The organism is Mesorhizobium sp. Ca11 (assembly GCF_020165275.1).
Lineage (GTDB): Bacteria > Pseudomonadota > Alphaproteobacteria > Rhizobiales > Rhizobiaceae > Mesorhizobium.
The window spans coordinates 77,331-90,263 of the sequence record NZ_JAIUHU010000003.1 but is presented as its reverse complement, the minus strand read 5'-3'; the positions used below and the strand labels follow the sequence as shown (position 1 = coordinate 90,263).

Sequence of the window (12,933 nt, the reverse complement as noted above, 5' to 3'; positions counted from 1 at the left end):
TCGCTGCTTGATGCCGGCGATTGCAGCATCACGCTGATCCGATGAGATATGTTTCGCTGGGAACGTATCCGATCCGGCAGCCGGTCCAGGGCGGCCAGCTGCGGGCGAACGCCATCCACAAGGTCCTGCGGGATTGTGGATGGGAAACACGCCATGTCCTCGTTACTCCCAACCGCGGCGCCAGGCGGGAAATGGAGGCCGGCGATCTTTTCATCGAGATGCCGCGCCGGTTTCGCAAGCAGATGGCCAGGCGCAAATGGCGTTCCGATGTCGCCACCGCCGAATTCATCGCGCGCAGCAGCTCCCATCGCCTTGAAATCGCAAGATTTCTCGACGACTTCAGGCCGGATGTCATTGCCGTGGAGCAAGGCTGGCTTTGGCCGGCTTTGCGTGAGTATGTTGAAACGTGCTCGCCCGAGGCGAATTTTTCAATCGTCTACAGCTCGCACAATGTCGAACAGCACTTGCTGGCGCAAGAGGCCGCGATTGCCGGCGCGGGAACGGACCTCTGGAGCGCTCGACGTGCGGCGGACATCGAGTCCGATCTTGCCGCAAAGGCGGACCTGGTGGTCGCGGTCAGCGAGCAGGATGCAGCCCATTTTCGCAAGCTCAATCCAAGCGTGGTGGTCGCCGCCAACGGGGTATGGCCGCGGGAAACGCCCGTCGGCCTCGATCGTTGGGCATCGCGGTTCGCCGGCCTGCGCACGGCGCTGTTCGTCGGGTCGGGCCATCCGCCCAACGCCCGCGGTTTTCTCCAGATGACGGATCCGGACCTTGGTTTTCTCTCAGCCTCGGAACGGATTGTGGTGGTTGGCGGCGTTGCCGACCAGATCCGCAACGATCCCGGATTCCTGCGGCACCGTGGCGCCGACAATGCCCGGATCGAGCTGCTCGGCATGCAGGACGGCGCGAACCTCAGCGCGCTGATCGAGCTTGCGGACGTCGTGATGCTTCCGATCGTCGAGGGCGGCGGCACGAATATCAAGACCGCGGAAGCGCTGTACAACCGCAAGCCGGTCGTGGCGACATCCTTCGCGTTGCGCGGCTACGAGCAATTCCAGCATTGGCCGAATGTCCGGCTGGCGGACAGGCCGGAAGACTTCCGGGATGTGCTTGCCCAGGCGCTCAGAAGCGAACCGGAGACGCTGAATTCGGCAGACATCGCGCAGCTCGACACGCTGCTTTGGAGTTCGACGCTCCGAAAGCTTCCCGAGCTGTTCGCAGCGCTGCCGAGGCGGCAACGCCAGCCGGCGGCGAACCCGGGCGATGGCCGGGGTCGCTTTCTTCACGGCCTTTTGCAACGCCTGGGTTTGAGGAGAAGGAGCTGATCTCGTCGCGAGGGCGGCGAGGGAATAAGTTGCTTGTTGGGTAAAGCAAGCGTTGCGCCAAGGGACGCCGCCGCCGGATCCGGAATCTTCGAGGCTCCGAACCCGGCGGCGATCTTTTGTTGAACGGCAGCTTGGCCGCTGACCCGATCGGCTCAGGCCTTCCGCGCTTCCTTCATGTTGGGCAGGAACACCGTCAGCAGGCCGAGGAAGGGCAGGTACGAGCAGATCTGGTAGACGAAGTCGATGCCCTTCATGTCGGCGACGACGCCGAGCACCGCGGCGGCGATGCCGCCCATGCCGAAGGCGAAGCCGAAGAAGATGCCGGCGATCATGCCGACGCGGCCCGGAACCAGCTCCTGCGCGAAGACGACGATGTTGGAGAAGGCCGACGACAGGATCAGGCCGATCAGCACGGTAAGCACCATCGTCCATTCCAGATTGGCGTAGGGCAGCGCCAGCGTGAAGGGTAGCACACCGACGATCGAGAACCAGATCATCGCCTTCTGGCCGTAGCGGTCGCCGAAGGGGCCGCCGAGCAGGATGCCCAGCGCCGAGGCGCCGAGGAAGAGGAACAGCATCACCTGGCTCATCTGCACCGAAACGCCGAATTTATGCATGGCGTAGAAGGTGTAGTAGCTGGAGAGCGAGGCGATATATGCGTTCTTGGTCAGCACCAGCAGCGTCAGCACGGCCAACGCCCACATGACCTTCTTGCGCGCGAAGGGCGAGACATGGGCAGCCTGCTTGCGGGTGGCCAGTGAAGCGCGCAGCCGGCTGTACCAGCCGCCGACCCGCCACAGAACGACGATGCCGATCAGCGAGCCGACGGCGAACCAGGAAATGCTGGTCTGGCCGAACGGCACGACGATGAAGGCGGCGAGCAGCGGGCCCATGGCCTGGCCGAAATTGCCGCCCACCTGGAACAGCGATTGCGCCAGGCCGAACCGGCCGCCCGAGGCGAAGCGGGCGATACGCGAGGATTCCGGATGGAAGATCGCCGAGCCGATGCCGATCAGCGAGGCGCCGATCAGCAGCAGCCAGTAATGGCCGGCATGGGCGAGCACCACCAGGCCGACCAGCGATGAGGCCATGCCCCAGGGCAAGGAGTAGGGCATCGGCTTCTTGTCGGTGATCATGCCGATCACCGGCTGCAGCAGCGAGGCCGTCACCTGGAAGGTGAAGGTCAGGAGGCCGATCTGCCAGAAATCGAGACCGTAATTGTCCTTGAGCAGCGGATAGATCGCCGAAAGCAGCGACTGCATGATGTCGTTGACGCAGTGGCAGAAGCTCACCGCAAGAATGACGGTGAAGGCCGTCGCTTGCGCCGAGATGTTGCTTGCCGGCGCCGGTGCGGCGACGGAGGTGGCGGTCGTATCAGTCAAGGCAATGCTCCGTAGTCTCTTGTTGGAGCATGATCTTTTCCGAAAACCGGTTCCCACTTTTCGGGATCATGCTCTGGGCGGGCCGAACCGCAGCCGGCCTTATAGGCCCGTTGCCAAGCGACTTCTTTCGTGGTTTGGTCCAATAGTTTCGCAAGTGGGCCACATCGATGCCGCATGGCAAGGAGATATTCAAGGGCGACGCCGCCGAGCTCGGCCGGCTGCATGAAAGCCGCTGGCAATGGCTGGAACAGGCTGTCGGGCCGGCGGTCGCGCTGCCGACCGAATACCCGGACGGCTATCACGTGCCGCAGCACCGCCACAGCCGCAGCCAGCTGCTGCACGCGCTGGTCGGCGTGGTCCTGGTGACGACCAGGCATGGGCGCTGGATGGTGCCGCCCGACCATGCGATGTGGATACCAGCCGGCATCGAGCATTCCGTCGAGATGCTGGGCGACGTCTCGATGCGCTCGGTCTATGTGATGCCGGGCGCCATTGCCGGCCTGCCGGACAGCTTGCGCGTCGTCGGCATTACCGAGCTGATGCACAGCCTGATCGTCGAATCGGAGAAGCTGCCGCAGGGCGGCGAGCTCGAAGGGCGGGCGGCGCTCGTCATGGGACTGCTGCTGCACGAGATCCCGAACCTGCCGGAACGGCCGCTCGGCTTGCCTTTCCCGTCCGATCCGAAGCTCGCGGCGCTTTGCCGGCGTTTCGTGGCGGCCCCTTCGCCGCATGCGACGATCGACGAATGGGCGGATGCCGCGGGCATGAGCCGGCGCTCTTTCACCCGCGCCTTCCATCGCCAGACCGGGCTGTCGCTGTCGACCTGGCGCCAGCAGGCCTGCCTTTTCGCGGCGTTGCCAAGGCTCGCCGACGGCGAGCCGATCACCAGGGTGGCGCTCGATCTCGGCTATGACAGCGTGCCGGCCTTCATCACCATGTTCAAGCGCATGCTCGGCACATCGCCGCGCGGCTATATGCGCAGGGCGCGCGATGCCGGTGAGAACCCGCGCCGCACAGGCGGTCCGATCGCCGCGTGAAACAGCGCCCGGCGGCATTGAGCCGGTGTGCCGGTTCTCGGCATAGGCGCCAATTCTGATTGCAATTTGCAATCAGTTATGTTTCTTTTCCGAGAAACGCAAAATCGGAGGCCCCCATGGCAACGCTCGTCTATGCCATGCTGACATCGCTGGACGGCTACATCGCCGGGCCGAGCGGAGACATCGACCTGCCGGTTCCCGAGGAAGAATTGCATCGGCATTTCAACGACGAGATGAGGCGGACGTCGATCGCGCTCTGCGGGCGCAGAATGTATGAAACCATGCGCTTCTGGGACAACCCGGAACGCGATATCGCGGCTGAGGAGGTCGAGCGGGATTTTGCCCGCGCGTGGCGGGAGACGCCGAAGGTCGTGTTTTCGACCACGCTTCAGGAGGTCGGGCCGAATGCCCGCCTGGTGAAGGCCGATGCGGAGGCGGTGGCAAGGACCCTTAAGGCGGATAAAGATGGCGAGATCTCGGTCTCCGGCGCCGACTTTGCCGGGCACCTTGCGCGTGCCGGCCTAATCGACGAATACCGGCTTTACATGCATCCGGTCGTGCTGGGCGGCGGCAAGCCCTATTTCCAGTCCGGCCTGTCGCTGGCGTTGAAGCCGCTCGGCACGGAGCGCCTCGCGCAAGGGGTCACGCTGCTGCGCTATGCGCCCCGCGGAACCAGTTTCTGATCAATCGAACAGGCTCGAGACCGATTCCTCGGTAGCGGTGCGCGAGATCGCTTCGCCCAGCAGGTCGGCGATCGAAATGACACGGATGTTCGGGGCATCGAGCACGCCCTGCGTCGGCTGAATGGAATCGGTGATCACCAGTTCCTGCAGCTTCGAGCCGGCGATACGGGCAACGGCGCCGCCCGAGAGCACGCCATGGGTGATGTAGGCGGTGACGGAGGTCGCGCCATTGGCCAGCAGCGCGTCGGCTGCGTTGCAAAGCGTGCCGCCGGAATCGACGATGTCGTCGATCAGGAGGCAGTCCTTGCCGGCAACCGCGCCGATGATGTTCATGACTTCCGATTCACCGGGACGCTCGCGGCGCTTGTCGACAATGGCCAACTGCGCGTCGAAGCGCTTGGCCAGCGCGCGCGCCCGCACCACGCCGCCAATGTCGGGCGACACGACGACGACATTGCCGAGCTGCTTGTACTTGGCCTTCACGTCGCGGGCCATCACCGGCACCGAGAACAGATTGTCGGTCGGGATGTCGAAGAAACCCTGGATCTGGCCGGCATGGAGATCAAGCGTCAGCACGCGGTCGGCGCCGGCGCGGGTGATCATATTGGCGACCAGCTTGGCCGAGATCGGCGTGCGGCCCGAGGCGCGGCGGTCCTGCCTTGCATAGCCGAAATAGGGGATGACCGCCGTGATGCGCCGCGCCGAGGAGCGCATGAAGGCGTCCATCATGATGAGCAGTTCCATCAGATGGTCGTTGGTCGGATAAGAGGTCGATTGCAGGATGAAGACATCCTCGCCGCGCACGTTTTCCTGGATCTCGACGAAGATCTCCTGGTCGGCGAAGCGCCTGACGCTGGCCTTGCCCAGCGGGACGTTGAGATAGCGAGCGACCGCCTCGGCCAGCACCCGATTGGAATTGCCCGCGAAAAGCTTCATGCACCGTTCCTGGTGAAGGATGGAGAGGCCGGAGAGACTCTCATGCGCCTTTTAAGCGGGCTTTTAGCGGGCCGGGCCGGTATTGCAAGCCTCGTCGTCGGGAATCCTTCCGGCGGCCGCAACAAACACGGAAAACATCGCAAGCCGGCAACAGTTTGGCCGGCAACAGTTCGGCCCGCGCTGGTCCGGTCAACCGGCGCCGCCGCTGCCGAGCCAGGCGGCGAACTGGTCGATCGTCTGGTCGGCAATGGCCTGCATGGTCGCGGGCGCCACCGTGGGCCAGCCCTCGCCGCTGCCGGCCGCGGGCGCCTTCTGCTGGCCATTGATGCGGTGCAGGCGATTGCCGGAGGGGTCGTAGATGTCCCAGACATAGATGACGGTCGTGTCCTTGCCCTCGGACATCGTCGAAAAATAGCCTTTCAGCACATGCGTGGCCGTTTGGTCGGTGCTGCCGACAAGCGTCAGGCCGCGTTGCCGCGCACGGGCCTGCAGTTCCGCCGTCAAGGGCGCCGCAGCCTCCACGGACGCGCCGACGATCGGCGCCACCTGAAGCCGCGTCTTGGCGACAGCCGCGGTCTGGGCCGGTGTCCTGGATGTCGCGGGCGACGCTGTGGTGGAAGGCGCGGGCGAAGGGGCGGGCGCGGTCGTGGTCGGGGTTGTGGCCGTCGTCGATGTGCCCTGCGAAGCGGCCGAGGACTGGGCCGAGCCCGCAGGCGGGGTGATCGCCGAAGGTTCGAGCACGTCCTTGGCATTGGTGCAGGCGCCAAGCGCCAGCGCCGCAAGCAATGACACGGTCGTCACCTGCGATCGTCTCATTTGCCTGAAAACTCCCTGCTGGCGAACGCCCCCGCGTGAACGAACGATTATGGATTCACTGCACGATCAAGTCGAGATCATGGCGCGACAGCGGCTTCGGCGCCGATTCCGTGGTGAGGTAGGTGCGGCCAAGCGTCATCGCGGTCTCGGTCTCAGAGTCCATGATGATCATGTGCGCGAACAGCGTCATGTTGGGCGCGATCGGTTCCGTGTTGCCCTGGTAGAACATCGGCATGTCCATCCAGGACGGCGTGAAGCGGGCGCCGACCGAATAGCCGCAGGCGTTCAGCCGGTGCTTGGTCAGATTGTGCGTTTCGAGCGTGCGGGCATGCGCGTCGAAGACATCGCCGAAAGTGTTGCCCGGCGTCATCGCCTTTTCGACCGCGAGCAGGGCGGCGCGGGAAGCGTCGAACAATTCCTGATGACGTTTCGACACCTTGCCGGTCAAAACGGTACGCATCATGGGGGCATGGTAGTGGTGGAAGACGCCGGCCCATTCGAGCGTCAGCTGGTCATTCTTGGTGAGCTTGCGGCGGCCGGCCTTGTAGCGGCAGAGCAAGGCATCGGCGCCGGAGCCGATGATGTATTCGTTGGCGGGATAGTCGCCGCCGCCGGCAAAGACCGCGCCCTGCATGGCGGCAAGGATCAGCCCTTCGTCGCCGCCTTGCTTGATCAGGGGCAGGGCGGCATCCAGCGCGTCGTCGGAAAGATTGGCGGCCTTTTCCGCCTTGGCGATCTCGGCCGGGCTCTTGAACAGGCGCAGCCGGCCGACGATGCCGGAAGCATCGGCGATCTGGCCGAAGGTCTGCAACTGCTCGTCCAGGCGGCGGCCATTGTAGGCGGTCAAGCCATGGGTGTCGTATTCGACGCCGATGCGGGCGCCGAGCAGATCGAGGTCGTTAAGCAGGTTGCGCAGGTCGATCGCCGGATTGGCCCCCTGGCGATCGGTCCACAGCACGATGTTCTCGAGGGTCGAGGTATGGCGCGCCTGTCTCAGATCGGCCGAACGAGTGAGCAGCACCATCGAGCCGTCGGCCTTCACCACCAGGCACTGGAAGAAGCAGAAGCCGAACGTGTCGTAGCCGGTCAGCCAATACATGCTCTCCTGCGCGAACAGGAGCACGGCGTCGAGCTTCTTCTCGGCCATCTCGATCAGCAGCCGGTCGCGCCGCGCGTCGAATTCCGAACGTTCGAAATGCAGCGCCATTATTCTTTCTCCAGAACGATTGCCGAAACCTGGCGCCCGTAATCCGCTTCCTTGCGGTGTGTGGTGCGCCGGTAGGAATAGAACAGGTCTTCTTCCGCATAGGTGCAGCGGCCAAGCCCCTCGGCGGTCACGCCGGCCTTGCGCAGCCGGTCGACCGTATATCGGTTGAGATCGAACATCGAGTGCCCGGCTGTCTTCGACGGTCTGAAATAGCGATGATTGCCGGTGTCGGCCTCGACGAAGCGGGCGACGAATTCCGGCCCGACCTCGTAATTGTCGGGGCCGATGGAAGGACCGAGCACGGCGACGATGCGCTCGCGGCTGGCGCCGAGGCTCTCCATCGCGGCGACGGTATTCTCGAGCACGCCGGTGAAGGCACCCTTCCAGCCCGCATGGGCGGCACCGATGACGCGCGCCTCGGCATCGGCGAAGAGAACCGGCCCGCAATCGGCGGTCGAGGCGCCGATAGCGATGCCCGGACGGTCGGTGACGATGGCGTCGGCCTTTGGGCGAGGACCAGCGAAGGGTTCCCTGGCGACGACGACATCCGGCGAATGGACCTGGTGCGCGGTCAACAGATGATCCGCCGGCACACCCATCCAGGCGGCAACGCGCCGCCGGTTCTCGGCGACCAGTGTCTGATCGTCGCTGGAGCCCGTGCCGATGTTGAGCCCCCGATAGATGCCGTCGGAGACGCCGCCGATGCGCGTGAAATAGCCGTGGCGCATGCCTTGCGCCTTTTCAAGGAGCGGCGAGCGCACTGGATCGGGTCTGGTCTGATTCAGCATGGTTGGGTTTGTCGTCCGTGCGGGGCGGTCTCGTCAAGGCGAAGTTCGGAGTACGAAGCGGACCAGCCGGTGAAACCGCTCGTCGATCTCAGGCGGCTTTGGCCGCCGGCAGGATCTTCATCACCTTGAACAGCTCGCCCATCGCGTCGCGGCCGGCCAGGCGTTCGACCGCGTCCGAAATGGCTTGACGTGTCTTGGCATCGGCATCGGCGCCGAGCGTGCCGGCGCGCTCGAGCAGGCCCATGCCGAGCAGGAATTCGCCCTGGGTCGACAATTGCACATCGAGACCGTGAGCGCGCGCCATATCGGCAAGGGGCGTGAAATCGACATGGGCGGTGAGATCGGCTTCACCTGGGTTGGCCAAAACGTCCTCGCGCCGGTGCCGGCGCAGCGCCTGGAAGGTGTCGCCGATCCCCGGCCGGAGGTGGCCGTAGTCGATGAAGAGGCCGGCGCCGCCCTGGCCGGCGATGCGTTCGGCGATCGCCGCCATCAGCGCCGAACGGGCGGGCGCGATTTCGACGACGGCGCCTTGCGGCGCATTGGCCGCGGCGGCCGGCAGCAGTGCCGGATCGACAGACCCCGCGCCGGCGAAGAAACGCAGTTCATCGGCGCCATCGAGGCCGACCACGCGCTCTCGCCAGCTTTCGCCGACATGGACGAACTGCCGGATTGGCACCGCGTCGAACAGCTCGTTGCCGACGATGAAGAGCGGCTGCCGCGGCAGCGTGTCTATGGTCTGGTGCCAGGCAAGCGGCGCGCTCTCGCCGGCAAGCGTCTGCTTCTGGATCTCAGCCAGGCGCGGGCTGGTCTCGATCATGGCAAAGGAGGCGCCGGCCACGAGCGCCGGGTCGAGCCGCGACCAGGTGCGCAGCATATCCTTCATCAGGGTGCCGCGGCCGGGACCGATCTCGGCGAAGGTCGCGGGCAACGGCCGGCCGGCACCTTGCCAGGCCTGGTAGAGCCAGACGGCAACGAGCTCGCCGAACATCTGGCTGATCTCGGGCGCGGTGATGAAGTCGCCGGCGACGCCGAAGGGCTCGCGCGTCGTGTAGTAACCGGCGTCGGGATCGAACAGACAGAGCGCCATATATTCGCTGACCGGGATCGGCCCCGCCGCGCCGATCAGGCCTATGATGCGCTCCTTCAGCCGGGTCATGCCGCCCGCAGCTCGGCCGCCGGTCTTGCGGTGACCATGGCCCAGATGCCGGCCAGCACCATCGGCGTGGACAGGATCATGCCCATGGTCAGCCAGCCGGTGCCGAGCAGATAGCCGAGCTGCTGGTCGGGCTCGCGGAAGAACTCGACAAAGATGCGCGACAGGCCGTAGCCGCAGATGAAGGCGCCGCCGACGAAGTGCGGCGTCTTCAGCTTCAGGCGCGAATGGGTGAGGAAGCGCAGCACCAGGAAAAGCACGAGCCCTTCGAGCAGCGCCTCGTAGAGCTGGCTGGGGTGGCGGGTGAACGGGCCGCCATTGGGGAATTCGATCGCCCAGGGCACGTTCGACGGCCGGCCCCAAAGCTCCGAATTGATGAAGTTGGCGACCCGGACCAGGCCCAGCCCAACCGGCACGCCCGCCGACACCACATCGAACAATGTCCAGGTGGGGATGCGGCGCTTGAGCGAAAACAGCGTCATGGCGAGGATGACGCCAAGCAGGCCGCCGTGGAACGACATGCCGCCCTGCCAGACCGCGAAGATGTCAAGCGGATGCGCGATATAGCGCGGCAGGTCGTAGAAGAGCACGTAGCCGGTGCGCCCGCCGAGCACGACGCCGATCGCCGCCCAGACGATGAAGTCGTCGAGATCCTCGGGCTTCATCGGCAGATTGCCGTTGGGCCACAGGCGCGGGTTGGTGACCAGGCGCTTGGCGTACCACCAGGCAAAGAGGATGCCGACGATATAGCCGACGCCGTACCAATGCACCGCCAGCGGCCCGATATGGACAATGACCGGATCGATATTGGGGAAGGGCAGGGAGGCCAGCGGCAGCAGGAAATATTCGCTCAAAACGGTTCCCCGGTGACTGTCACGATTGGGCGCGGACCATGCGGCAGGGTTTTGGCGCGGTCAAGGCAAGGCTTCGCTTGCATTCCGCGCCGCGCCCCACTACGTCAAAACGACAAAGCGAGGATATGCCATGGCGACTGGACCGAACCGCATTCTCGATGAATTCGCAAAGATCATGACCGATGCCGCGGGTGCCGCGCAGGGCGTGCGGCGCGAAGTGGAGACGGCGTTCCGGGCCCAGGCCGAGCGCATGCTGAATTCCATGGATGTGGTGCAGCGCGAAGAGTTCGAGGCGGTGCGCGAGATGGCGGTCAAGGCGCGGGAAGACAACATTCAGCTGGCGACGCGCGTCGAGGCGCTCGAGGCCAGGCTCGCCGAGCTGACCGGACAAGCCGCACCAGCGGGTGCCGCGAAGCCCCGCGCAAAAAAATAATCGTTAAACTTTTCCACATAGCGCGATCCGAAAAATCGCTTTGCCGTGAATCGCTTACCGGCATTGCATGAATCTTTGTCACAGCCACCTTTCCACATGCGGATGGCGCGGTGCGAAAAATTGGGCTGTTCACGCGACTCCCGATCAATAGACTGAATTTGTTGCATGATTCGAAGCAGGGTCATGCGCCGGGCGGTGGGGTCCGGTTGGGTCTTTGTGTTGGAAAGTCCTGACCGTCCGAGTTCTAGACAAGATTGTTCGTCGTGTGTGCCCCGCGGAGCGTGTGGCGCTCCCCTGAACACAGGAAGCATTCATGGAACTCCTCGAACTCGAATTCTCCCGCGAAATCCACCCGGTGGACGTCATCGAGCAGGTGGCCCACAACAACGACTGGTCCTTCGAGCGCGCCGGCGACGACGAGATTTCGATTTCGGTGGCCGGCAGCTGGACAGACTATCACGTCTCCTTTTCCTGGATGGAGGATTTCGAGGCGCTGCATCTGGCCTGCGCCTTCGACACCAAGGTGCCGGAGACGCGCGCGCTGGAAGTGATGCGGCTGCTTTCGCTGATCAACGAGCAGATGCTGTTCGGGCATTTCGACCTGTGGGAGCAGGAAGGCGCGATCATGTTCCGGCAGTCGCTGCTGCTTGCCGGCGGGGTCGAGCCGTCGAGCCAGCAGGTCGAGGTGCTGCTGTCGTCGGCGCTCGAGGCCTGCGAATGCTATTTCCAGGCCTTCCAGTTCGTCGTCTGGTCGGGTACATCGGCCAAGGACGCGCTTTCCAGCGTGCTCTTCGAGACCCATGGTAACGCCTGAACTAAGCCAATTCCGCCAATGAGTTCCAGCAGCGAGCGCAAGCCCGAGATCAGCTTTGCCGATTTCGACCGTGTCGACATCCGTGCCGGCACGATCGTCGAGGCCGAGCCGTTTCCGGAGGCGCGCAAGCCGGCGATCAAGCTGAAGATCGATTTCGGCCCGGCGATCGGGGTAAAGAAATCGTCGGCGCAGATCACCAAATACTACGCGCCGGAAACGCTGATCGGCCGCCAGGTCTTCGCGGTGGTCAATTTCCCGCCGCGCCAGATCGGCCCGTTCATGTCGGAAGTGCTGACGCTGGGCTTTCCCGACGAAGAGGGCGCGGTCGTGCTCGGTGCCATCGAGCGCAAGGTGCCGGACGGCGGGCGCCTATTCTAGGGCGAGCCTGGAGCGAACTGGAGCCACCCTGTCCTGATCGGCGCGCTTGCTTGGCATGCCCAGCGCTTCGTCGACGGCGTCGAGGAACATTTCGGCGCAGGCCTGCCAACTATAGCGCATCGCGCGCTGGCGCGCTTCGGCGCGATCGACGTGAGTCGCCTTCATCGCCGCCTCGCCCAGGTCGTTCGACACGGCCCCGCCGACGCCATCGCCGACAATATCGATCGGTCCGGTCACCGGATAGGCGGCGACGGGCGTTCCGCTGGCCAGCGCCTCGATGATGACATTGCCGAAGGTGTCGGTGCGGCTCGGAAAAACGAAGACATCGGCCGACGCGTAGATCTCGGCCAGCTCGTCGTTCGGGCGGTGGCCGAGAAAATGCGCGTTGGGATAGCGCGCCTTGAGCTTTGCCAGTTCCGGTCCTTCGCCGACGATAACCTTGCTGCCGGGCAGGTCGAGATCAAGGAAGGCGGTCAGGTTCTTTTCGATTGCGACCCGGCCGACGCACAAGAATACCGGGCGGGGGAATCCGGTTTCCTTGCGCTTGTTGGGCCGGAAATGGTCGGTGTCGACGCCGCGCGTCCAGGGCCTCAGCTTGTTGAAGCCGCGTGCCGCGAGATCGTCCGCCAGCGATTGCGTCGCGATGAGCGTGCCCTGTCCGGAATTGTGGAAGTCGCGCAGCCAATTGTAAGCCCAGCTCTCCGGCACCGGCAGGCGGGCGCTGAGATATTCGGGAAAGCGCGTGTGATAGCTGGTGGTGAAGGGGCGGCCCACTTTTCGGCAATGGCGGCGCGCCATGATGCCGAGCGGACCCTCGGTGACAATGTGGATGTGGTCGGCCTTGGCGGCCTCGATCATGCGCGCGACGCGGCCAGGCGTGGTCAACGCCAAGCGAATGTCGGGATAGGTCGGCATCGGCAAGGTGCGAAACAGGTTCGGCGTCAGGAAATCGAGCTCGACGTCGAAGGGTTTCAGCGCCTCGGTGAGGCGTTCCAGCGTGTGCACCACGCCGTTGACCTGGGGCCGCCACGCGTCGGTGACCATCAGGATACGCATGGCGATCCCGATACGCATGGCGATCCTTTGCCGCAATAATTCCTGAGCGCGCCGGCGCGGTGCCGGAA

General features: G+C 64.6%; 14 protein-coding genes. 6 read left to right on the top strand and 8 right to left on the bottom strand.

Annotated features, from left to right (window positions below; all coding sequences use genetic code 11):
- Positions 1 to 41 precede the first annotated feature (41 nt).
- Positions 42 to 1,328, top strand: coding sequence for a glycosyltransferase (locus LB538_RS06805; RefSeq protein ID WP_224531176.1), 1,287 nt, complete (start codon positions 42 to 44; stop codon positions 1,326 to 1,328).
- 152 nt (positions 1,329 to 1,480) lie between these two features.
- Here LB538_RS06805 and LB538_RS06800 read toward each other — a convergent pair whose 3' ends face one another.
- On the bottom strand, positions 1,481 to 2,710 hold the full coding sequence (locus tag LB538_RS06800) for an MFS transporter (protein ID WP_181174692.1): 1,230 nt from the start codon (positions 2,708 to 2,710) through the stop codon (positions 1,481 to 1,483).
- A gap of 167 nt (positions 2,711 to 2,877) precedes the next feature.
- On the opposite strand from LB538_RS06800, the gene LB538_RS06795 reads away from it, so the two are divergent.
- The gene (locus LB538_RS06795) at positions 2,878 to 3,747 is read left to right on the top strand and encodes an AraC family transcriptional regulator (protein WP_140838663.1); all 870 of its coding nucleotides are present in this window, start codon (positions 2,878 to 2,880) and stop codon (positions 3,745 to 3,747) included.
- Between the two features lie 116 nt (positions 3,748 to 3,863).
- Positions 3,864 to 4,430 (top strand): dihydrofolate reductase family protein, encoded by a 567-nt coding sequence (locus tag LB538_RS06790; protein WP_224531177.1) that lies wholly within the window; start codon positions 3,864 to 3,866, stop codon positions 4,428 to 4,430.
- Here the strand turns inward: LB538_RS06790 and LB538_RS06785 are convergent, their stop codons facing one another.
- The 6 genes from LB538_RS06785 to lgt all read right to left on the bottom strand — a co-directional run bounded on the left by LB538_RS06785 (position 4,431) and on the right by lgt (position 10,184).
- Positions 4,431 to 5,366 (bottom strand): ribose-phosphate pyrophosphokinase, encoded by a 936-nt coding sequence (locus tag LB538_RS06785; protein ID WP_095766529.1) that lies wholly within the window; start codon positions 5,364 to 5,366, stop codon positions 4,431 to 4,433. It abuts the gene before it with no gap.
- Positions 5,367 to 5,555: 189 nt separating this feature from the next.
- Entirely contained in the window at positions 5,556 to 6,182 is a 627-nt protein-coding gene (locus tag LB538_RS06780; RefSeq protein ID WP_095766530.1) for a hypothetical protein, read from the bottom strand.
- Between the two features lie 55 nt (positions 6,183 to 6,237).
- Positions 6,238 to 7,389, bottom strand: coding sequence for a M24 family metallopeptidase (locus tag LB538_RS06775; protein ID WP_224531180.1), 1,152 nt, complete (start codon positions 7,387 to 7,389; stop codon positions 6,238 to 6,240).
- Complete coding sequence (pgeF, locus tag LB538_RS06770; protein WP_224531183.1) at positions 7,389 to 8,177, bottom strand: peptidoglycan editing factor PgeF; 789 nt, start codon at positions 8,175 to 8,177, stop codon at positions 7,389 to 7,391. The genes LB538_RS06775 and pgeF overlap by 1 nt, the downstream gene beginning before the upstream one ends.
- Before the next feature lie 88 nt (positions 8,178 to 8,265).
- Positions 8,266 to 9,333 carry a class I SAM-dependent methyltransferase gene (locus LB538_RS06765; protein ID WP_224531186.1) on the bottom strand — a complete coding sequence of 356 codons (1,068 nt, stop codon included), beginning with the start codon at positions 9,331 to 9,333 and terminating at the stop codon, positions 8,266 to 8,268.
- The gene (lgt, locus tag LB538_RS06760) at positions 9,330 to 10,184 is read right to left on the bottom strand and encodes a prolipoprotein diacylglyceryl transferase (protein WP_224531189.1); all 855 of its coding nucleotides are present in this window, start codon (positions 10,182 to 10,184) and stop codon (positions 9,330 to 9,332) included. The genes LB538_RS06765 and lgt overlap by 4 nt, the downstream gene beginning before the upstream one ends.
- A 130-nt stretch (positions 10,185 to 10,314) precedes the next feature.
- Here lgt and LB538_RS06755 point away from each other — a divergent pair, with 130 nt between their 5' ends.
- The 3 genes from LB538_RS06755 to LB538_RS06745 all read left to right on the top strand — a co-directional run bounded on the left by LB538_RS06755 (position 10,315) and on the right by LB538_RS06745 (position 11,809).
- Entirely contained in the window at positions 10,315 to 10,617 is a 303-nt protein-coding gene (locus LB538_RS06755) for an accessory factor UbiK family protein (RefSeq protein WP_040990372.1), read from the top strand.
- A gap of 313 nt (positions 10,618 to 10,930) precedes the next feature.
- Positions 10,931 to 11,431 (top strand): YbjN domain-containing protein, encoded by a 501-nt coding sequence (locus LB538_RS06750; protein ID WP_224531192.1) that lies wholly within the window; start codon positions 10,931 to 10,933, stop codon positions 11,429 to 11,431.
- A gap of 18 nt (positions 11,432 to 11,449) precedes the next feature.
- Entirely contained in the window at positions 11,450 to 11,809 is a 360-nt protein-coding gene (locus LB538_RS06745; RefSeq protein ID WP_127251739.1) for a tRNA-binding protein, read from the top strand.
- On the opposite strand, the gene LB538_RS06740 is transcribed toward LB538_RS06745, so the two are convergent.
- Positions 11,801 to 12,865, bottom strand: coding sequence for a glycosyltransferase family 4 protein (locus tag LB538_RS06740; RefSeq protein WP_224531367.1), 1,065 nt, complete (start codon positions 12,863 to 12,865; stop codon positions 11,801 to 11,803). The two genes, LB538_RS06745 and LB538_RS06740, sit on opposite strands and share 9 nt — an antisense overlap.
- Between the last annotated feature and the right edge of the window lie 68 nt (positions 12,866 to 12,933).